Origin of the sequence: Pseudomonas moorei, from assembly GCF_008801475.1 — a bacterium.
In the GTDB taxonomy this organism is placed as follows: Bacteria; Pseudomonadota; Gammaproteobacteria; order Pseudomonadales; family Pseudomonadaceae; genus Aquipseudomonas; species Aquipseudomonas moorei.
Genome location: NZ_VZPP01000002.1, coordinates 481,064 through 502,969, shown reverse-complemented (window position 1 = coordinate 502,969; position 21,906 = coordinate 481,064). Strand labels below are relative to the sequence as shown.

Below are 21,906 nucleotides of genomic sequence, written 5' to 3'. Positions count from 1 at the left end.
CATGGCCGTCAAGAAACGAGGTCTCGGACGTGGACTGGATGCACTGCTGAGTGGTCCGACCGTCAGCGCGTTGGAAGAACAAGCGATACAAGCCGATCAGCGCGAGCTGCAACATCTGCCGCTGGATTTGCTCCAGCGCGGCAAGTACCAGCCTCGCCGCGATATGGATGCTCAGGCGCTCGAGGAGCTGGCGCAGTCGATCAAGGCCCAGGGCGTCATGCAGCCGATTGTGGTTCGTCCGATCGGTGGTGGCCGCTTCGAAATCATCGCCGGTGAACGCCGTTGGCGCGCGAGCCAACAGGCCGGTCAGGAAACGATCCCGGCAATGGTCCGCGATGTACCGGATGAAACCGCGATTGCCATCGCGCTGATCGAGAACATCCAGCGCGAAGACCTTAACCCGATCGAAGAAGCGGTGGCCCTGCAGCGTTTGCAGCAGGAATTCCAGCTGACCCAGCAACAAGTGGCCGAAGCTGTGGGTAAGTCCCGAGTGACGGTGGCCAATTTATTGCGCCTGATTTCATTGCCGGAAGTTATCAAGACGATGCTTTCTCACGGCGACCTGGAAATGGGTCATGCCCGTGCTTTGCTCGGTTTGCCGGATAATCAACAAGTTGAGGGGGCGCGACATGTTGTCGCACGCGGGCTCACTGTGCGCCAAACTGAGGCACTGGTTCGCCAGTGGTTGAGTGGTAAACCGGAGCCTGTTGAACCGGTAAAACCAGACCCGGATATCGCTCGACTGGAGCAGCGTCTGGCCGAGCGCCTAGGCTCTGCGGTGCAGATCCGCCATGGTAAGAAGGGTAAAGGGCAGTTGGTAATTGGCTACAACTCCCTGGATGAGCTACAAGGTGTACTCGCTCATATTCGCTGAAACATTTCCTCATGTAGCGCGCAGTCGGAAATCACTACCTGATAGTTGAATAGGGGCTGAACCGCCCCTATACTCTGCGCGCATTTTGTCGGCACAAATTATGCCAAGTTGTTGCATTTCGGCAGCCGACCATTGGAGAGCAATAGTGATGGAAACCCGCACGCCAAACCGCTTGCCGTTCCATCGTCTGGCAGTATTTCCGGTGTTAATGGCTCAATTTGTCATTTTGCTGATTGCCGCTTTGGCGCTCTGGCAATGGTATGGAGTCGTTGCCGGGTACTCGGGACTTTGCGGAGGCCTGATAGCCTTGCTGCCCAATGTTTATTTCGCTCACAGGGCATTTCGGTTTTCCGGCGCCCGAGCAGCTCAAGCCATCGTCCGGTCTTTTTATGCCGGCGAGGCGGGCAAACTGATTTTGACGGCAGTGCTCTTTGCATTGACGTTTGCAGGTGTGAAGCCATTGGCGCCGCTAGCTGTATTCGGCGTCTTCGTGTTGACCCAACTGGTCAGCTGGTTCGCGCCCCTGCTGATGAGAACAAGACTTTCGAGACCTTAGGGCGTTTGAGGCAACCATGGCAGAAACAACCGCTTCGGGCTATATCCAGCACCACTTGCAGAACCTGACTTTCGGTCAGCACCCTACCGGCGGCTGGGGCTTTGCCCACACCGCAGCAGAAGCCAAGGAAATGGGCTTCTGGGCTTTCCACGTCGATACTCTCGGCTGGTCGGTCGCACTGGGTCTGATTTTCGTTCTTCTTTTCCGCATGGCGGCAAAGAAAGCGACTTCCGGGCAACCAGGGGCTTTGCAGAACTTCGTTGAAGTATTGGTCGAATTCGTCGATGGCAGCGTGAAAGACAGCTTCCATGGCCGTAGCCCGGTGATTGCGCCGCTGGCACTGACCATCTTCGTCTGGGTGTTCCTGATGAACGCCGTCGACCTGGTACCGGTCGACTGGATTCCTCAGCTGGCCATCCTGATCTCCGGCGACCACCACATCCCGTTCCGCGCCGTGTCGACCACCGACCCGAACGCGACCCTGGGTATGGCGTTCTCGGTTTTCGCACTGATCATTTTCTATAGCATCAAGGTCAAGGGCCTCGGCGGCTTCATCGGCGAGCTGACCCTGCACCCGTTCGGCAGCAAGAACATCTTCGTTCAGGCCCTGCTGATCCCGGTGAACTTCCTGCTGGAATTCGTGACCCTGATCGCAAAACCGATCTCCCTGGCTCTGCGTCTGTTCGGCAACATGTACGCCGGCGAGCTGGTGTTCATTCTGATCGCCGTGATGTTCGGCAGCGGTCTGCTCTGGCTTAGTGGCCTGGGCGTAGTTCTGCAGTGGGCGTGGGCAGTGTTCCACATCCTGATCATCACCCTGCAGGCGTTCATCTTCATGATGCTGACCATCGTTTACCTGTCGATGGCGCACGAAGAAAACCATTAAGACCAGTCTCGACTAGTCTGATGTCCCTCCTGGTCAAACGGGAGGGTGCTCCTCACGGGGCATCTGAAACGATTTGTTTTACCGCTTTAATCTAAAAAACCTAAACCATACGACGTAAAAGTCGGGAGGAAAGATGGAAACTGTAGTTGGTCTAACCGCTATCGCTGTTGCACTGTTGATCGGCCTGGGCGCACTGGGTACCGCAATTGGTTTCGGCCTGCTGGGCGGCAAGTTCCTGGAAGGCGCAGCGCGTCAGCCAGAAATGGTTCCAATGCTGCAAGTTAAAATGTTCATCGTTGCCGGTCTGCTCGACGCCGTAACCATGATCGGTGTTGGTATCGCTCTGTTCTTCACCTTTGCGAACCCGTTCGTTGGTCAGATCGCTGGCTAATTACTCGGATCTTCCGAGTAATTTGATGTGATGGACAACGTAACTGCGAGGTGTTGGCGTGAACATTAATGCGACCCTGATTGGCCAGTCCGTTGCGTTCCTGATTTTTGTACTGTTCTGCATGAAGTTCGTATGGCCTCCGGTCATCACGGCGCTGCACGAACGTCAAAAGAAGATCGCGGATGGACTGGACGCTGCCAGCCGAGCAGCTCGCGACCTGGAGTTGGCCCAAGAGAAAGCGGGTCAACAACTGCGCGAAGCGAAAGCTCAGGCAGCTGAAATCATCGAGCAAGCCAAGAAGCGCGGTTCTCAGATCGTCGACGAAGCCCGTGAACAGGCTCGCGTCGAAGCTGACCGTGTGAAGGCTCAGGCTCAGGCCGAGATCGAACAGGAACTGAATAGCGTCAAAGACGCGCTGCGCGCCCAAGTGGGTAGCCTGGCCGTTGGCGGTGCCGCGAAGATCCTGGGTGCCACAATCGATCAAAACGCGCACGCAGAGCTGGTTAACCAACTGGCTGCTGAAATCTAAGCGAGGGCGATCATGGCAGAACTGACCACGTTGGCCCGACCTTACGCTAAGGCGGCCTTCGAGCACGCTCAGGCCCACCAGCAACTGGCCAATTGGTCAGCCATGCTCGGCCTGGCAGCAGCGGTGTCGCAAGACGACACCATGCTGCGCGTGCTCAAGGCCCCGCGACTGACGAGCGCAGAAAAGGCCGCCACGTTCATTGACGTGTGCGGCGACAAGTTCGATGCCAAGGCACAGAATTTCATCCACGTCGTTGCCGAAAACGACCGTCTCCCGCTGTTGCCGGAGATTGCCGCCCTGTTCGACCTGTACAAGGCCGAGCAGGAGAAGTCGGTAGATGTGGAAGTGACCAGTGCATTTGCATTGAACCAAGAACAGCAAGACAAACTCGCCAAGGTTCTCAGTGCACGACTCAACCGGGAAGTGCGCCTGCAAGTCGAGGAAGACAGTTCCCTTATTGGGGGTGTTGTCATCCGCGCCGGCGACCTGGTTATCGATGGCTCGATTCGCGGCAAAATCGCGAAACTTGCCGAAGCATTGAAATCTTGAGTTTGAAGGGGCAGCAGAGCAATGCAGCAACTCAATCCTTCCGAAATAAGTGAAATTATCAAGGGCCGCATCGACAAACTCGATGTGACCTCCCAAGCCCGTAACGAAGGCACTGTCGTCAGCGTATCTGACGGTATCGTGCGGATTCACGGTCTGGCCGACGTTATGTCCGGCGAGATGATCGAGTTTCCGGGCGGCGTCTACGGTATGGCCCTCAACCTGGAGCAAGACTCTGTAGGTGCCGTTATTTTGGGCGCATACCAGTCTCTGGCTGAAGGCATGAGCGCCAAGTGCACAGGCCGCATCCTGGAAGTTCCGGTTGGTAAGGAACTGCTGGGTCGCGTAGTCGATGCACTGGGTAACCCGGTTGACGGCAAAGGTCCGCTGAACAACACCCAGACCGATGCGGTCGAGAAAGTTGCTCCAGGCGTGATCTGGCGTAAGTCGGTAGACCAGCCTGTACAGACTGGCTACAAGGCTGTCGATGCCATGATCCCTGTCGGCCGTGGCCAGCGTGAGCTGATCATCGGTGACCGTCAGATCGGTAAAACCGCTCTGGCGATCGATGCGATCATCAACCAGAAAGACAGCGGCATTTTCTGCGTCTACGTAGCCATCGGTCAGAAGCAATCGACCATCGCCAACGTGGTTCGCAAGCTGGAAGAAAACGGCGCACTGAAAAACACGATCATCGTGGCTGCAAGTGCTTCGGAATCTCCTGCGCTGCAATACCTGGCACCGTACGCCGGTTGCACCATGGGTGAATTCTTCCGCGACCGCGGTGAAGACGCGCTGATCGTTTATGACGATCTGTCCAAGCAGGCAGTGGCTTACCGCCAGATCTCCCTGCTGCTGCGCCGTCCACCAGGCCGTGAAGCTTACCCAGGCGACGTGTTCTATCTCCACTCCCGTCTGCTGGAGCGCGCATCCCGCGTTTCGGAAGAGTATGTAGAGAAGTTCACCAACGGCGCAGTGACCGGCAAAACCGGTTCCCTGACCGCACTGCCGATCATCGAAACCCAGGCTGGCGACGTTTCCGCGTTCGTTCCGACCAACGTGATTTCCATCACCGACGGTCAGATCTTCCTGGAATCGGCCATGTTCAACTCGGGCATCCGCCCTGCAGTGAACGCCGGTGTTTCGGTATCCCGTGTGGGTGGTGCCGCTCAGACCAAGATCATCAAGAAGCTGTCCGGTGGTATCCGTACCGCTCTGGCTCAGTACCGTGAACTGGCGGCATTCGCCCAGTTTGCTTCTGACCTGGACGAAGCGACCCGTAAGCAACTTGAGCATGGTCAGCGCGTTACCGAGCTGATGAAGCAGAAGCAATACGCGCCAATGTCGATCGCCGACATGTCGCTGTCGCTGTATGCCGCTGAGCGTGGGTTCCTGACTGACGTAGAAATCACCAAAGTCGGCAGCTTCGAGCAAGCGCTGATTGCTTACTTCAACCGCGATCACGCCGACCTCATGGCGAAGATCAACGTGAAGGGTGACTTCAATGACGAAATCGATAGCGGCCTGAAAGCCGGTATCGAGAAGTTCAAGGCCACCCAAACCTGGTAAGCCGCAGCGGGAGCCGCAAGGCTCCCGCTTGCTAACCTGATAGGTGTTACATGGCAGGCGCAAAAGAGATTCGCAGTAAGATTGCGAGCATCAAAAGCACGCAAAAAATTACCAGCGCCATGGAAAAAGTGGCGGTCAGCAAAATGCGCAGGGCACAAATGCGCATGGCTGCTACCCGTCCTTATGCGGAGCGCATCCGCCAGGTTATTGGTCATCTGGCCAACGCTAACCCGGAGTATCGCCACCCGTTCATGATCGACCGTGAAGTAAAGCGCGTCGGTTATGTCGTGGTGAGCAGTGACCGTGGTCTGTGTGGTGGCTTGAACACCAACCTGTTCAAGGCTTTGGTCAAGGACATGGCGGTAAACCGCGAAAACGGTGTCGAGATCGATCTGTGCGTGATTGGTAGCAAGGGTGCGGCTTTCTTCCGCAACTTCGGCGGTAACGTCGTTGCAGCTATCAGCCACTTGGGTGAAGAGCCGTCGATCAATGATCTGATCGGCAGCGTCAAGGTGATGCTGGATGCTTATCTGGACGGCCGTATTGACCGTTTGTCCGTGGTATCCAACAAGTTCATCAACACCATGACACAACACCCTACCGTGGAGCAGTTGGTTCCGCTGGTGGCAACCCCGGATCAAGCACTCAAGCACCACTGGGACTATCTCTACGAACCTGATGCCAAAGAGCTGCTTGACGGCTTGATGGTGCGTTACGTGGAGGCGCAGGTGTACCAGGCGGTGGTCGAGAACAACGCAGCTGAACAAGCTGCGCGGATGATCGCGATGAAGAACGCTACCGACAACGCCGGTGATTTGATCAGCGAATTGCAGCTGGTCTACAACAAGGCGCGTCAGGCTGCGATCACCCAAGAGATCTCGGAAATCGTCGGCGGCGCTGCCGCGGTTTAACGGTTCAAATTTTCAGAGGATCCAGCTATGAGTAGCGGACGTATCGTTCAAATCATCGGCGCCGTTATCGACGTGGAATTTCCACGCGACAGCGTACCGAGCATCTACAACGCGCTGAAAGTACAAGGCGCGGAAACTACCCTGGAAGTCCAGCAGCAGCTGGGTGACGGCGTAGTTCGTACCATTGCGATGGGTACCACCGAAGGCTTGAAGCGCGGTCTAAACGTTGTCGATTCCGGCGCTGCCATCTCCGTACCGGTCGGTAAAGCGACCCTGGGCCGGATCATGGACGTTCTGGGCAACCCGATCGACGAAGCAGGCCCGATCGACACCGAAGAGCGCTGGGGTATTCACCGCGCTGCTCCATCCTTCGCGGAACAAGCAGGCGGCAACGACCTGCTGGAAACCGGTATCAAGGTTATCGACCTGGTTTGCCCGTTCGCCAAGGGCGGTAAAGTCGGTCTGTTCGGTGGTGCCGGTGTAGGCAAAACCGTAAACATGATGGAACTGATCCGTAACATCGCCATCGAGCACAGCGGTTATTCCGTGTTCGCCGGTGTGGGTGAGCGTACTCGTGAGGGTAACGACTTTTACCACGAGATGAAGGATTCCAACGTTCTGGACAAAGTGGCACTGGTTTACGGTCAGATGAACGAGCCGCCGGGAAACCGTCTGCGCGTAGCACTGACCGGCCTGACCATGGCCGAGAAGTTCCGTGACGAAGGTAACGACGTTCTGCTGTTCGTCGACAACATCTATCGTTACACCCTGGCCGGTACTGAAGTATCCGCACTGCTGGGCCGTATGCCTTCCGCAGTAGGTTACCAGCCGACCCTGGCTGAAGAGATGGGCGTGCTGCAAGAGCGCATCACTTCGACCAAGCAAGGTTCGATTACGTCGATCCAGGCCGTATACGTACCAGCGGACGACTTGACTGACCCGTCGCCAGCGACCACCTTCGCCCACTTGGACGCCACCGTCGTTCTGTCCCGTGACATCGCTTCCCTGGGTATCTACCCAGCGGTAGACCCACTGGATTCGACTTCGCGCCAGCTGGACCCGAACGTGATCGGCAACGATCACTACGAAACCGCTCGCGGTGTACAGTATGTTCTTCAGCGCTACAAAGAACTGAAGGACATCATTGCGATCCTGGGTATGGACGAGCTGTCGGAAGCCGACAAGCAGTTGGTAAACCGTGCTCGTAAGATCCAGCGTTTCTTGTCGCAGCCGTTCTTCGTGGCTGAAGTCTTCACCGGTGCTTCGGGTAAATACGTTTCCCTGAAAGACACCATTGCTGGCTTCAAAGGCATCCTCAACGGTGACTACGACCACCTGCCAGAACAAGCGTTCTACATGGTTGGCGGCATCGAAGAAGCGATCGAGAAAGCCAAGAAACTGTAATCCCGGCGCCCGGCAACGGGCGCTAATTTAGGTTGAGGCAATCAGATGGCTATGACAGTCCATTGCGATATCGTCAGCGCGGAAGGGGAAATTTTTTCCGGTCTGGTCGAGATGGTGATTGCGCACGGTGCACTGGGTGATCTTGGTATCGCTCTGGGTCACGCGCCGCTGATCACTAACCTGAAACCAGGCCCGATCCGCCTGGTCAAGCAGGGCGGGGAAGAGGAGGTGTATTACATCTCCGGTGGTTTCCTCGAGGTTCAGCCGAACATGGTCAAGGTCCTTGCCGATACTGTGCAACGTGCTGCCGACCTGGACGAAGCCTCCGCTAAGGAAGCCGTTAAGGCTGCCGAGAAGGCATTGCATGAGCGTGGCGCGGAATTCGATTACGGTTCTGCTTCCGTACGTCTGGCCGAGGCTACAGCTCAGCTGCGCACCGTCCAGCAGATCCGCAAGAAGTTCGGCCGCTAAGGCAGCGCTTGTTGTGTGATTGATTAAAAAGGGTAGCCTCGGCTACCCTTTTTTCTTTTCTGATGTCCACCACTATGGTCGCAGCCGCTGACCACCCAGGATTAGTAGCCAGTCATGTCTCTTGAAATCGTTATTCTCGCTGCCGGTCAAGGCACGCGCATGCGTTCGGCCTTGCCGAAAGTCCTGCACCCGATTGCTGGCAATTCGATGCTCGGTCATGTTATCCACAGCGCCCGACAACTTGATCCACAGCGCATTCACGTGGTCATTGGTCATGGTGCCGATGCTGTTCGTGAGCGTCTGGCGGCCGATGATCTGAATTTTGTCCTTCAGGACAAACAACTGGGCACCGGACATGCCGTGGCCCAGGCCGTACCCTTCATCAAGTCCGATACGGTGCTGATTCTTTATGGGGACGTGCCACTGATTGAAGTGGAAACCCTGCAACGCCTGCTCAAGAAAGTTGCGCCACAGCAGTTGGGTTTGCTGACCGTTAATCTTGACGATCCGACCGGTTATGGCCGCATCGTGCGTGACGCCGCGGGCAATGTCACCGCTATCGTCGAGCAAAAAGACGCCAGCGAAGCCGAGCGCGCAATCACCGAAGGCAATACCGGTATTCTGGCCCTGCCATTCCAAAGCCTTGGCGGCTGGATGAGCCGGCTCTCCAACAACAACGCCCAAGGCGAGTATTACCTGACTGACGTGATTGCCATGGCGGTGAGTGACGGCTTGGTGGTGGCCACCGAACAACCCCATGACGCCATGGAAGTGCAGGGCGCCAACGACCGCAAGCAGCTATCGGAACTTGAGCGTCACTATCAATTGCGTGCCGGTCGCCGTTTGATGGCGCAGGGCGTTACGCTGCGTGACCCGGCTCGTTTCGATGTCCGTGGTGAAGTTACGGTTGGCCGAGACGTGTTGATCGATATCAACGTGATCCTTGAAGGCAAGGTCGTCATCGAAGACGACGTTGTGATCGGTCCTAACTGCGTGATCAAGGACAGTACCTTGCGCAAAGGCGTGGTGGTCAAGGCCAACAGCCACATCGAAGGCGCCATTCTGGGTGAAGGCAGCGATGCCGGGCCGTTCGCACGTTTGCGTCCAGGTACGGTGCTGGAGGCTCGCGCGCATGTGGGTAACTTTGTTGAGCTGAAAAATGCCCACTTGGGCGAAGGTGCCAAGGCTGGTCATCTGACTTACCTGGGAGACGCCGAAGTGGGCGCTCGTACCAACATTGGCGCCGGCACTATCACCTGCAATTACGATGGTGTGAATAAATGGAAAACGGTATTGGGTGAAGATGTGTTCATCGGCTCCAACAATTCATTGGTGGCACCTGTGGATATCTCTTCCGGAGCAACCACTGCGGCTGGTTCGACCATTACCCTGAATGTGGATAAGGCGCAGTTGGCTGTGGGTCGTGCCCGCCAAAAGAATATCGATGGCTGGAAACGGCCTGAGAAAATCAAGAAGAACTGAGTTATCCACATCGGTGATCGCCTGAAGTTATTCACAGGCACTCAGTAGCGTTGTGGGCAAGTCTCGCTCCCACCGGAGCGGGATTTGCCGCGCTGTTTTTATCCACAGCACCTCTTTATCGCACCAGGCTTGACGAAGTTTCGTTAATGGGTTTTTATTGGTTTCGTTATCTTTCGAAACGAAACTTACCAAGTCATGTCGAAACGCAACACACCTCAACGCCGCCACAACATTCTTGCCTTGCTCAATGAGCAGGGTGAAGTCAGTGTGGATGAGTTGGCCAAGCGCTTCGAAACCTCTGAAGTTACGATTCGCAAGGATCTGGCAGCCCTTGAAAGTAACGGCCTGCTGCTTCGTCGTTATGGTGGCGCCATCACCATGCCCCAGGAGCTGGTTGCAGACCTCGGTCAGCCGGTCTCCAAGTACAAGCAAGCCATTGCCCGTGCTGCAGTGGCGCGTATTCGCGAACATGCGCGAATCATAATCGACAGCGGCAGCACCACCGCGGCAATGATCCCGGAACTCGGACTGCAGCCGGGCCTGGTGGTGATGACCAACTCCCTGCATGTCGCCAACGCCTTGAGCGAACTTGAGCATGAGCCGGTGCTGTTGATGACCGGCGGCACCTGGGATCCGCACTCCGAATCCTTTCAGGGTCAGGTGGCCGAGCAGGTACTACGCTCTTACGACTTTGATCAGCTGTTTATTGGTGCCGATGGCATCGATCTGGTCCGCGGTACAACCACCTTCAATGAATTGCTTGGGCTGAGCCGGGTCATGGCTGAAGTGGCCCGCGAAGTGGTCGTTATGGTGGAGGCCGATAAGATTGGCCGCAAGATCCCAAACCTGGAACTGCCCTGGAGCAGCGTCCATACCCTCATTACCGATGATCGCCTGCCACTTGAGGCACGAAATCAGATACAGGCGCGTGGAATCACAGTGATCTGCGCGACTGTCAGTCAGGAGAAATAGCATGTGTGGAATTGTCGGCGCCGTCGCAGAACGTAACATCACCGCCATCCTGGTCGAAGGCCTGAAGCGTCTGGAATACCGTGGGTATGACAGCGCCGGTGTGGCGGTCTACACCAATGACGCAAAACTGGAACGCCTGCGTCGCCCGGGCAAAGTCAGTGAGCTGGATCTGGCCCTGGCCGAAGCGCCGCTGGTTGGTCGTTTGGGTATCGCCCACACACGTTGGGCGACTCATGGCGCCCCGTGTGAGCGTAATGCGCACCCGCATTTTTCCGGCGACCTGGCGGTGGTGCACAACGGCATCATCGAAAACCACGAAGCCCTGCGTGAACAGCTCAAAGCCTTGGGTTACACCTTCACTTCGGACACCGACACCGAGGTCATCGCCCACCTGCTGGACCACAAACTCAAGGACCTGGAAGACCTGACCGCAGCCCTCAAGGCAACTGTCAAAGAGTTGCACGGTGCGTACGGCCTGGCAGTGATCAGTGCTCGGCAGCCAGATCGCCTGGTCGCTGCCCGCAGTGGCAGCCCATTGGTGATCGGTCTGGGGCTGGGTGAAAACTTCCTCGCGTCCGACCAGTTGGCGTTACGCCAGGTCACCGACCGCTTCATGTACCTGGAAGAAGGCGATATCGCCGAAATTCGTCGCGACAGCGTGCATATCTGGGACGTTGACGGCAAGGCGGTCGAGCGCGAAGCCGTCCAGTACCGTGATGGCGCAGAAGCGGCCGATAAGGGTGAGTTCCGTCATTTCATGCTCAAGGAAATCCATGAGCAACCGTCTGTTGTACAGCGAACCCTGGAAGGGCGCCTGAGCCAAACTCAAGTCCTGGTGCAGGCCTTCGGTCCACAAGCGGCCGAGCTGTTCGCCAAAGTACGCAACGTACAGATCGTCGCCTGCGGCACCAGCTATCACGCAGGGATGGTCGCTCGTTACTGGCTGGAAGAGCTGGCTGGCATTCCGTGCCAGGTCGAAGTTGCCAGTGAATTCCGCTACCGCAAGGTAGTGGTACAGCCGGACACACTGTTCGTGACCATCTCCCAATCCGGCGAAACCGCCGACACTCTGGCCGCGCTGCGCAACGCCAAGGAATTGGGATTCCTCGCCAGCCTGGCAATCTGTAACGTCGGCATCAGCTCGCTGGTGCGAGAATCCGATCTGACCTTGCTGACCCAGGCCGGTCGCGAAATCGGCGTGGCCTCGACCAAAGCTTTCACCACGCAATTGGTTGGATTGCTGTTGTTGACCCTGTCTCTGGGGCAGGTGCGCGGCACGCTGAGCAAAAGCGTTGAAGCAACGCTGGTCGAAGAGTTGCGTCGCTTGCCAACCCGCCTCGGTGAAGCGCTGGCCATGGACAGCACCGTGGAGAAAATCGCTGAGTTGTTCGCCGAAAAAAATCACACCCTGTTCCTCGGACGTGGTGCGCAATTCCCGGTTGCGATGGAAGGGGCGCTCAAGCTCAAGGAGATTTCCTACATTCACGCCGAGGCTTATCCGGCTGGCGAGCTGAAGCACGGTCCGTTGGCGCTTGTGGATAACGACATGCCAGTCGTAACCGTTGCGCCGAACAATGAGCTGCTGGAAAAACTGAAGTCCAACCTTCAGGAAGTCCGCGCCCGTGGTGGCGAGCTGATTGTCTTCGCCGACGAGCAGGCTGGCATGACCAATGGTGAAGGCACGCACGTTGTGCATATGCCGCACATCCACGACATCCTGTCGCCGATCCTCTACACCATCCCGCTGCAGCTGCTGTCGTACTACGTGGCTGTGCTGAAAGGCACCGACGTTGACCAGCCACGCAACCTGGCGAAATCGGTGACTGTGGAATAAGTTATCCACAGCTGATCGAACCCTTGGTTTTAGACAATAAAAACTGTCGCGGAACAATAAAAACTGTCGCAACACGCAGGGAGGTGCCGCTCGTCTCCTTGCGTTGCGAGAACTGCCGTTGAGAAGGTCTGTTTCAGTTCGAGACGGGACTGCCCCCTCGATGCTTTGAGTCGCTGAGAACCTAAAGCAGGGGGCCCTCTTCCCTTTCTTTCGTTTTACCGAGGCGAATATCGCGTTTCTATTAATATAGCGCTGACAGCCAAATTCGCTAATTGTGATTAATATGCTTTTAAAAATACAAACCGATGAGGCATTAGATTCTTACATCTCAAGAAATAGGCTGTTTTTAAAAGATAAATTTGAAGTCGAAGATCCTTTTAAGTCATTGCAAGGTGATGAATGGTCGATCAAAGACTTAATATTGGTCGCAGATCTAATGAGCTGGCATCACTTTGCCGGATTCATTAAGCTAGTTCAGCAGCACACTGTTTATTTTAGTTATCGTCTAATCGTTGATGATGTCGAATCTATGCTTTTGAGACACAGGTTTCTAGAAAAGAGCAACTGTGACTTTGGTTATGTTACTAAGGGTAAAAATGTTGCTATATGTCTCGAATGTGTAAAGGATGATATTGAACGAGTAGGTTTCTCTTTTTGGAGGCGAAGTCATCAAAATGAAATTAATGTCTGCGCTACACATAACGTAAAATTACTCAAGAAGTGCCAATTCTGTGATCGTGCTTTTCGCGTAGAAAATCACTGCCTCAATGTATTGTGGAGTGGTTGTAAATGCGGCAGGTATATCCTAGAGTCGGAAACAGAGATCAATGAATGCAGTTTGGAGTTCAAAAGATCAAAACTTAATGCAGCTATATTGAATTTTGACCGTAAACTTGATTGCGTAATCGCCTATGAATCTTTTTTAATCGCTCTAAATTGTAATGAGCGATATAAAGAACTGTGGAATGAAGTGACTGACTCTCGTTTTGATCGTGTTTTGTTTCCTTGGACAAAATCTGATTTGCACTATGAAATCAAAACATATCTAAGCTTTGGGCCGGAACATCTTAGGGTGTGTTGTTACATTGTCGCTACACTTATATTTTTGTTGTTCGCAGACTTTGAAGAGTTTATCCGCTCCTTCAAATATATCTTGGAAAAAAAGTCGCTACAGTTCGAAAGTATGACAGAGAAACGTGCGAGCCTTGTTAGTTAGAAACGTAAACTTTACCAAACAACTGCCACAGCAGCGTGCGTCAGACCTGCTGGACACGGCATTTAGCTGTTTTCGCGCATTGTCCAGATTGCAGCGCAACGATTGCCATCACTAATCCTGCTACTATTCCCACAAAAATGCTTGGTGCTTGGGATACAGAATTGGTAACTTCAACGATCTTCCAAAACGTCACACTAATCATGTAGTGGAAGACAGAGCGGAAGCGGTTTTTCGAAGTTTGATATCAGCCTCCGAAGTCCTTGTGCTACAGGCCTATGACCGAAAGGATTATGGAACCGACAACCAGATCGAAGTTACTGATAGCGGATGTGCTATGAACATCAGGAGCTGGCCGAACTGTTACGACGAGATTTTCCTATTGTCCCTGAAAGATACAAGAGCTCGGTTAAAATCAGCGGTTTATAGCTGACGTATTTCGATCTAAAATTATTAATGATTCACTGGAGTGATTAATTTGCTATTTTCATGTAATTCACATGTCAAAAATTTTAATGTTATATATTGAAGGCTGACTTATGAGTTTGACCGACCCAAATGTTCAATCAGCATTAATTGCTGCGTCGACTACATTAACTGTTCTATTTCTTCGAGCTCTGGCAAAACCGGTCTGGGAGCGAAGCTTCCACAAATTCAAGCTAGAAAGCGATTACAGATACGACCAAAGAAAGAGGGTTAGAGAGGCTATCTCAAAATATAAAGTGCCGTTACTAAATTCTGCAGAGTATCTTAATCACCGACTTTGGAATTTCTCTAAAAATGCGCCTGAAGCTTGGCATGTTAAAAGTGCCGATGAGCAAATTAAGGATAAGTATTATTTGCAATCATTTTGCTATAGGTTTTTATTGTTTTTTGCGATCTGCAGGAAGGTCGATTTAGAACTTGTGTTTCTAGATAGCACGGTAAGTACAAAAGAAGATCTAGAGTTACTTAAATATTTGAAGTGCTTTCCGCATTTCTTCTGTGACGCCGGAATATTCGAAGGGCTAAATTACGACCATTCGAAACCTACCGATCATTTTTTTTGGAGATGATTTTCGAGAACTCATTAATAAATTAGAGGGGGATAATGGGTTTATAAATTTTTCCGAATTTAAAGATAAAAATCCTGAAATAGAATTTGCGCCTGTGTTTAGATATTTTTCCGGGATTTCGACTGATCGGAGTTGCAATCGCTGGTACGCCTTGAATGGCTTTCATTTTACTTTGATGTCATTTTTAAATGATTATGGTTATGACTTTCAAAAAACGGGAAATAAAAAATTATCAGATCTCGCCAAAGAATTGCCAAAAAATATGCTTATCAGAAATATAATGAATTTTTATGCACGACTTTCACTTGGCAGAAACAAAAATATGCGTAAAGTAATATCGGCGATGTTGGCGGTCAAATAAAGTAATTACAGTCTCAGTTTTTGACGGAAGTGGGTGCCCGCTTCTGGCCGATTTGTGCCTGTCGTGACCGGCAGTAGTCGACCCGAAGCGGACTCTGACCAGCATTTGGTTAAGGGGGGCTTTAGCCCGTCCCATTGAGCGAAGTGAACGATTTGAACCAGTTGTTATGCATGTTTTACTAGCCGTTTCTTTAAATGATACAGGTTAGTCCCGATTGGGCGATCCTCAAGAACACCATAAATCTCATATCCATGCCGCTCATAGAACTTTTTAGCATCAACGGTTTTTAAGAATGCAACTACTGCTCCATTGTTGGCACCAATCGCTTCTGCTTTTTCCAAAAGCATAGATCCTACTTTTTTACCGCGATGAGATTCCTTAACCCAAAAGGTGTCAATTTCTAAGCCATCCCAGTAACAGTTACAGCTTATTGCACCGATGTAGTCGCCTACTTCATCGTGTGCAACCACCATGAATATTTTATCTTCCGATTCTGGTGGCAGATTTGGATATTGAATTCGAAGATATTCTGAAAACCTATTATTCAGAACTCCTTTATCCTTTTCTGTTGGAGAACCCAATACATCAATCTTGATTTCCATTTTATTGCTCCTTAAATTCAACTTTTAGATGCCGAACGGCTTTTGGCATAACATCCTATGTTCATGCGTAATCCCTTGAGCAATCAAAAAATCGAAATTGTAAACGCGACATCAAGAAGGGGGAAAGCGACATATTACTTAGCACATTACTGACGTGTTAGCTGCGTGTCCATGGTCTGCTATTGGCCGTTTTCTGCCTGTCGTGACCGGCAGAAATCGACCCATTGCAGCCTGTCGAGACAGGCGAATATCGGCCAATAGCAGACATTCGATTTAGTGACTCTTCGAACCAACCTGCCGATCTTCACCTAGCGATTGCAGCTTTTCTAGCTACGCTTGCCAGCAAGAGATTGGTGCAAGTACGCCGACTCGTTAATTGTCTGGCAAGGGAGCCAACAACCATGGATAGCACTCAGGGCGTTTATCCATCAGCGACCGTTCTGGTGGTCGATGATACCCCCGACAACCTGATGTTGATCGCCGAGTTGCTGAAGGACAAATATCGGGTCAAGGCCGCCAATAGCGGCGAGAAGGCCCTGCGTCTTCTGCAGGCTGATCCACTGCCCGACCTGATCCTGCTGGACATCATGATGCCGGGCCTGTCCGGTTATGACGTCGCCGAGCAGCTCAAACGTGATGCCCGCATTCGCCACATACCGATCATTTTCCTGACTTCCATGACCGCTACGGAGGACGAGATTCGCGGCTTGAGCCTGGGGGCTGCGGATTACATTACCAAGCCGATCATTCCCCCCGTGCTCATGGCCAGGGTTGAGACGCAGATCAAGCTCAAGTCCGTTGCCGATTTCCTGCGCAATCAGAACGAATTTCTCGAGCAGGAAGTGCAGCGCCGCACCCGGGAGGTGATCGCCATCCAGGATGTCACGATCCACGCCATGGCCTCGCTGGCGGAAACCCGTGACAACGAAACCGGCAACCACATTCGTCGAACCCAGCACTATGTGAAACGGCTGGCTGAACTGTTGAGCAATCACCCGCGCTTCTGTCACTTCCTCGACGAGGACACCATCAAACTGCTGTTCAAATCAGCCCCGCTGCACGATATCGGCAAGATTGGTATTCCCGATCGTATCCTGCTCAAACCGGGACGCCTGACCCCGGAGGAATTCGAGGTCATGAAGACCCACACCACGTTAGGGCGCGACGCCATCCAGCACGCCGAGGATCAATTAGGTATCAACGTCGACTTCCTTCATTTGGCCAAGGAAATTGCCTACGGCCATCAGGAAAAGTGGGACGGCAGTGGCTATCCGCAAGGCGTGGCCACCGACGACATCCCGATCAGCGCCAGGTTGATGGCGGTGGCAGATGTCTACGATGCACTGATCAGCCGCCGCGTGTACAAGCCCGGCATGTCCCATGAGCAGGCGGTGGCAATCATCCGCGAAGGCCGGGGCTCGCACTTTGATCCGGACATCTGCGACGCGTTTCTCGCCAATGCCGAGCAGTTCCGCGCAATTGCTGAACAATTTGCCGACAGCGACCAGGACATGGCCAGGCAGTTAGCCCTGCTTGAGCAGATCGCCGACCGTCCCTGAGCCCCACGCATCCGTTTGCACATCCCGTTGAAAGAGGCCGTTTATGAACAGACTGTTCGAGATGCTCGAGCGCCTGTCTCTGCGCAGTAAATTGATCATCGGCTTCGCTGCGCTGCTGATATTGATCCTGATATTGGGTGTGCAAAGCCTGCGCACTCAGTATTCGCTCAAAAATGAAATGCAGCAGTTGTACCAGCAGGATCTGGTGGGTATTCAGCATGTGCAGGAAGTTCGGGTGCAGTTGCCGCATCTGTTGCTCGCCATGCAACGTGCAATCGCTACCAACAACGCGGACATCCGTATCAGCGCCAGAGCCCAGATGGATATCGCCCAACAGCGACTCCATGAAGCGCTGGAGCAGGTTCGTCCGACACTGCGCCGACAGAGCAGCATCAGCAGCCTGGTGGAATTCGAAGTGTTATTACAGCGTCTGCAAAAAAATGGCGATGAGGCACTGGAACTGGCTGGCAAGGGCTCCTTGGGACAGGCCTTGATGTTGCTCAACAGTAAGGATTTTCTTGCGCTGGAGCAGGGCGGCGACGGGCTGCTCTCGCAGATCGAGAAAAACAAGGAAACCGACATCCACGATACGGCGAAGAACCTGGCGGAATACGCAGAGCGCAGTACTGCGATCACGTACATCTTGCTGCTGGGTGGTTCGGCGCTGGCCTTGCTGTTGACCTGGCTGGTCAGTTATTCGATTCGCGTGCCGTTGAATCGCGTCCGCGTGGCGGTGGACGAATTGGCGTCCGGCAAGCTGGACGGCCAGATCCCTCACACCGATCTTCGCAACGAAACCGGCGACCTGGCGCGTGCCATCGCCACGCTGCAGCTGGAGGCTTGTCAGCTTGAGCGTCAGCGTTGGGTGAAAAACCACACCTCACTTCTGCAAGTGGGCCTGCAACAGGCGGAGACGCCGCAGCAGTTGGCTCAGGCTTTTTTCAGCCACATCGCGCCGCAGTTGGGCATGTGCCAAGGAGCGCTTTACGTTCTCTATGAAGGCGCGGCACGCCTGCGCTTGGTGAGCGGTTATGCGGTGGACAGTGCGCACCCGCTACCCACAGAACTAGATCTCGGGGAAGGGTTGCTTGGCCAGTGCGCGCTGGATCGCCAACCTCGTCAGCTTGAGGATCTACCCGAACCGTTTTGGCATGTGCGTACGCCGTTGGGCGCAGCCCCCGCCAGCGTCCTGTTGGTTCAGCCCGTGTTGCGTGGCGAACGCCTGCTCGGGGTTATGGAAATGGCCGGTTTTCGCCAACTGGAAGAGAACGAAGCGCTGCTGCTGCAAGAAGTCCTGCCCAGGCTGGCCGGTGCCATGGCCATTATGGAACGCAGTGAGGCAGCCCAGGCGCTGCTGCTGGAAACTCGCCGTCAGGCAGACGAAATGGGCGCGCAAGCCTTGCAACTGGAACACCAGGCCAGCGAGCTGGAGGCCCAGCAGGCAGCACTGCGCGCCACCGAGGCCTGGTATCGCGGCATCATCGAGGCCGCACCGGACGGCATGCTGGTGCTGGGAGCCGATGGCCGCATCCTGATGACCAACCCGCAAATGGACACCCTGTTTGGCTACGCCCCCGGCGAGCTGATTGGCGCCAGCATTGAGCGTCTGGTACCGCAGGCTGCCCGCGAGCGGCATGTCAAGTTACGCGACGGCTTCATTGCCAGCGGCGGAACCCGGCAGATGGGCGGCGATCTGGACGATCTGAGCGGCGTGCGCAAGGACGGCAGCTTGTTCTCCGTGGAAATCGGCCTTTCCCACTTGCCCCGTCTGGAGGGGCGTGGCGTCTGCGTGTGCGCCTCGGTGCGCGATGTCAGTGAGCGCAGGGCGATTGAAGCCAGGTTGCGCACTGCCAGCGATCGCCTGAACCTGGCACAGGAGTCGGGTGACATCGGTCTGTTCGACGTCGATCTGGTCAGCGGCACAAATTATTGGACGCCACAGCTCGAAACCCTGTTTGGTCTGGAGCCTGGCGGCTTCGGTGGCACGCTGGCGCACTGGCAGGCGCTGGTGCATCCCGACGATGTAGCGAGGGTCAGCAGCACGTTCGAGAGTGCCGTCCAGAGTGGCAATGATCGGGCCGAATTCGATTTTCGCATCGTGCGCAAAAATGATGGTCGGGTGCGCACGTTCCGCTCGCTCAACCGTTTTTCACGCACACCAGACGGCAAGCCATTGCGCGCAACCGGCATCAACATCGACGTGACGGCTCTGGCGGAGGCTCGAGCAGCGGCCGAAGAAGCCACTCAAGCGAAGAGTGAGTTCCTTGCCAACATGAGTCATGAGATCCGCACGCCGATGAACGCCATCATCGGGATGAGCCATCTGGCGCTGCGTACTTCGCTGGACAATCGCCAGCGCAATTACATTGAAAAGGTGCACCGCTCGGCGGAGAACCTACTGGGCATCATCAACGACATTCTCGACTTCTCAAAAATTGAAGCCGGCAGGATGAGTCTCGAGCAGATCCCGTTCCGACTGGAAGATGTGCTCGACAGCTTCGCTGCCATGATCGGCCTGAAGACCGAGGACAAGGGGCTGGAATTGTTATTTCAGATCCCGCCCGACCTGCCCACAGCTCTGCTTGGCGATCCCCTGCGATTGGGGCAAGTGTTGGTCAACCTGGGCAACAACGCCGCCAAGTTCACCGAACACGGTGAGATCGTGGTCGGCGTTGAAGAAATGGCTTCTCATAACGAACACGTGCAGCTGCACTTCTGGGTGCGCGACACGGGCATCGGCATGACCGTCGAGCAGTGTTCACGCTTATTTCAGTCGTTCAGTCAGGCTGACAGTTCGATCACGCGCAAGTACGGGGGCACCGGGCTGGGATTGTCCATCTCGAAGAAGCTGGTGGAGTTGATGGCCGGCCGAATCTGGGTTGAAAGCCAGCCGGGATTCGGCTCCACGTTCCATTTCCAGATGCAACTCGGTGTGCAGCAAGGACTGCAACCTCGTCGTATGTTCAAGGCCGGCGAACTGCTCGGCATGCGGGTTCTGGTCGTGGACGACAACGCGAGTGCCCGTGAAATTCTCTCGGGCATGGCGCGCAGCTTTGGCCTGGAAGTGGATGTCGCGCAGAGCGGTAGTCTGGCGCTGCGCCTGTTGGCCGACGCCGAGCATAAGGGGCTGCCTTACGATCTGGTTTTGATGGACTGGCGGATGCCGGGCATGGATGGCATGGAAGCCGTGAGCAGAATGCATTCTGCGAGTCTGATGCGCACACCATCGGTGATCATGATCACCGCTTTTGGCCGCGAAGAAGCCCGCGAAGAAGCCGAACGCCAGGGCATCCAGTTACCGGTGGTACTGACCAAACCCGTCACGCCGTCATCGTTACTCGAAGCCATCGGTGTCGTGCTGGGCAGAGACACCCACAGCGATACGCGGGCTGGCGAACGCTCCCAACAGAATGCCAGTACCGTTGCCAGTCTCAACGGCGCCCGGCTGCTTTTGGTCGAAGACAATGAGCTAAATCAAGAACTGGCCAGCGAACTGCTGGAAAGTGTCGGCATACGCTTGCGACTCGCTACGCACGGTCAAGAGGCCCTGGATATCCTTGGCGAGGATGGCGACTTCGATGGAGTGTTGATGGATTGCCAGATGCCAGTGATGGATGGCTACACGGCCACCCGGCAAATTCGCCAGCAACTGCGCTTCAGCACTCTGCCAGTGATCGCCATGACCGCCAACGCTATGGACGGTGACCGCGAGCGTGCGCTCGAATGCGGCATGAACGACCATATCTCCAAGCCACTGAATGTCGAAACCATGTTCGCCACAATGGCAAAGTGGATCAAGCCACGAGCCGCTCAAGCACCGCTGAACGCAGGCTTCGCCGATGGATTGCCAGATCGTCTTGAGGGCATTGATGTGGTGGCGGGTCTCGCCACCTGCATGGGGCGGCGGGATCTCTATTTACGTCTGCTCTGCAAGTTTCGCGATACTCAGACAGACTTTGCGGAGCAATTCCAGGCCGCACGAATCGATCCGGATCCTGGTGCCGCGGGACGGCTGGCGCACAGTTTGCGCGGCACCGCCGGCAACATCGGCGCCAAGGCCGTGGCGCAGGCTTGCACGTTGTTAGAACAGGCCTGCCAGAACGGCGAGCCGGGTTCGGTAGTGCAAGCGCTAGCGATGCAGGTCGAGCATTCCTTGCTCCCGACCCTGGCGGCTCTGGCCAACCTTAAGGCAAACACACCGGCCTCCATGGATGGCTATCCGCTGGACGACTCGGCAATCAGCGAGCAACTGAATAGGCTGATCAGACTATTGGAGGAGGGTGATACGACGGCTTTGGACGTGCTGGCGGCACTGCGCAATATGCCACTTGATCGAGCGTTGGCAGAACGGCTGGCACTCGCCGCGGCGCAGGTGGAACTGTTCGACTTTGATCGCGCCTTGCAGCTCATTCAGGATAAATGAATTGGGTAAGCAGGTAGCCGCTAACCTTTAACTGCAGTTGACCGCTTTTGGCCGTTTTGTGCCTGTCGCGAAGGACGCAACCAAGCCAGAACCGCCTTCGTAAGGCAGAGACGGGCCAGTACCAGACGTGCGTCGTAGCCTGCTTTGTGTTCCCTTGTATTACGGCCTCTATTGCGCCATAGTTCGCGCAACAACTAACCCTCATGACCGGCGTGGCTTGACCATCTGGTTGGAGGGGGGAAAAGCCGGCGCTAGCCGGTTTTTCCGT

18 protein-coding genes are annotated in these 21,906 nt (G+C 54.8%); 17 read left to right on the top strand and 1 reads right to left on the bottom strand.

Going from position 1 to position 21,906, the window contains the following annotated elements; genetic code table 11:
- Nucleotide 1 precedes the first annotated feature (1 nt).
- The 15 genes from F7R06_RS05220 (at nt 2) to F7R06_RS05150 (ending at nt 14,693) form a co-directional block, all read left to right on the top strand.
- Nucleotides 2-874, top strand: coding sequence for a ParB/RepB/Spo0J family partition protein (locus F7R06_RS05220; RefSeq protein ID WP_047535612.1), 873 nt, complete (start codon nt 2-4; stop codon nt 872-874).
- Between the two features lie 148 nt (nt 875-1,022).
- Nucleotides 1,023-1,430: a F0F1 ATP synthase subunit I gene (locus tag F7R06_RS05215; RefSeq protein ID WP_047535609.1), complete on the top strand. Its 408-nt coding sequence runs from the start codon at nt 1,023-1,025 to the stop codon at nt 1,428-1,430.
- 16 nt (nt 1,431-1,446) lie between these two features.
- Nucleotides 1,447-2,316, top strand: coding sequence for a F0F1 ATP synthase subunit A (atpB, locus tag F7R06_RS05210; protein WP_007969902.1), 870 nt, complete (start codon nt 1,447-1,449; stop codon nt 2,314-2,316).
- 133 nt (nt 2,317-2,449) lie between these two features.
- On the top strand, nt 2,450-2,707 hold the full coding sequence (gene atpE, locus F7R06_RS05205; protein ID WP_003097235.1) for a F0F1 ATP synthase subunit C: 258 nt from the start codon (nt 2,450-2,452) through the stop codon (nt 2,705-2,707).
- 58 nt (nt 2,708-2,765) lie between these two features.
- Nucleotides 2,766-3,236, top strand: coding sequence for a F0F1 ATP synthase subunit B (locus tag F7R06_RS05200; protein WP_090326939.1), 471 nt, complete (start codon nt 2,766-2,768; stop codon nt 3,234-3,236).
- A gap of 12 nt (nt 3,237-3,248) precedes the next feature.
- Nucleotides 3,249-3,785, top strand: a complete 537-nt coding sequence (locus tag F7R06_RS05195; protein WP_090326933.1) for a F0F1 ATP synthase subunit delta — start codon at nt 3,249-3,251, stop codon at nt 3,783-3,785.
- A gap of 21 nt (nt 3,786-3,806) precedes the next feature.
- Nucleotides 3,807-5,351 (top strand): F0F1 ATP synthase subunit alpha, encoded by a 1,545-nt coding sequence (atpA, locus tag F7R06_RS05190; protein ID WP_090326931.1) that lies wholly within the window; start codon nt 3,807-3,809, stop codon nt 5,349-5,351.
- Between the two features lie 50 nt (nt 5,352-5,401).
- Nucleotides 5,402-6,262 (top strand): F0F1 ATP synthase subunit gamma, encoded by an 861-nt coding sequence (gene atpG, locus F7R06_RS05185; protein ID WP_090326929.1) that lies wholly within the window; start codon nt 5,402-5,404, stop codon nt 6,260-6,262.
- Nucleotides 6,263-6,289: 27 nt separating this feature from the next.
- Nucleotides 6,290-7,666, top strand: a complete 1,377-nt coding sequence (gene atpD / locus F7R06_RS05180) for a F0F1 ATP synthase subunit beta (RefSeq protein ID WP_090326926.1) — start codon at nt 6,290-6,292, stop codon at nt 7,664-7,666.
- Between the two features lie 45 nt (nt 7,667-7,711).
- Entirely contained in the window at nt 7,712-8,137 is a 426-nt protein-coding gene (locus F7R06_RS05175) for a F0F1 ATP synthase subunit epsilon (protein ID WP_090326923.1), read from the top strand.
- A gap of 114 nt (nt 8,138-8,251) precedes the next feature.
- Nucleotides 8,252-9,619: a bifunctional UDP-N-acetylglucosamine diphosphorylase/glucosamine-1-phosphate N-acetyltransferase GlmU gene (glmU, locus tag F7R06_RS05170; RefSeq protein WP_090326921.1), complete on the top strand. Its 1,368-nt coding sequence runs from the start codon at nt 8,252-8,254 to the stop codon at nt 9,617-9,619.
- Nucleotides 9,620-9,814: 195 nt separating this feature from the next.
- Complete coding sequence (locus tag F7R06_RS05165; RefSeq protein WP_090326918.1) at nt 9,815-10,591, top strand: DeoR/GlpR family DNA-binding transcription regulator; 777 nt, start codon at nt 9,815-9,817, stop codon at nt 10,589-10,591.
- A 1-nt stretch (nt 10,592) separates the two neighbouring features.
- Nucleotides 10,593-12,425, top strand: coding sequence for a glutamine--fructose-6-phosphate transaminase (isomerizing) (gene glmS, locus F7R06_RS05160; protein ID WP_090326915.1), 1,833 nt, complete (start codon nt 10,593-10,595; stop codon nt 12,423-12,425).
- 283 nt (nt 12,426-12,708) lie between these two features.
- Nucleotides 12,709-13,641 carry a TniQ family protein gene (locus F7R06_RS05155; protein WP_139204836.1) on the top strand — a complete coding sequence of 311 codons (933 nt, stop codon included), beginning with the start codon at nt 12,709-12,711 and terminating at the stop codon, nt 13,639-13,641.
- A 536-nt stretch (nt 13,642-14,177) separates the two neighbouring features.
- Nucleotides 14,178-14,693 (top strand): hypothetical protein, encoded by a 516-nt coding sequence (locus F7R06_RS05150; RefSeq protein ID WP_139204835.1) that lies wholly within the window; start codon nt 14,178-14,180, stop codon nt 14,691-14,693.
- A gap of 525 nt (nt 14,694-15,218) precedes the next feature.
- Here the strand turns inward: F7R06_RS05150 and F7R06_RS05145 are convergent.
- The gene (locus tag F7R06_RS05145) at nt 15,219-15,656 is read right to left on the bottom strand and encodes a GNAT family N-acetyltransferase (RefSeq protein WP_090326913.1); all 438 of its coding nucleotides are present in this window, start codon (nt 15,654-15,656) and stop codon (nt 15,219-15,221) included.
- A 401-nt stretch (nt 15,657-16,057) separates the two neighbouring features.
- On the opposite strand from F7R06_RS05145, the gene F7R06_RS05140 reads away from it, so the two are divergent.
- Both F7R06_RS05140 and F7R06_RS05135 read left to right on the top strand, forming a co-directional pair.
- Nucleotides 16,058-17,215: a response regulator gene (locus F7R06_RS05140; RefSeq protein ID WP_017124691.1), complete on the top strand. Its 1,158-nt coding sequence runs from the start codon at nt 16,058-16,060 to the stop codon at nt 17,213-17,215.
- Between the two features lie 43 nt (nt 17,216-17,258).
- Nucleotides 17,259-21,638 (top strand): response regulator, encoded by a 4,380-nt coding sequence (locus F7R06_RS05135; RefSeq protein WP_090326910.1) that lies wholly within the window; start codon nt 17,259-17,261, stop codon nt 21,636-21,638.
- Nucleotides 21,639-21,906 lie beyond the last annotated feature (268 nt).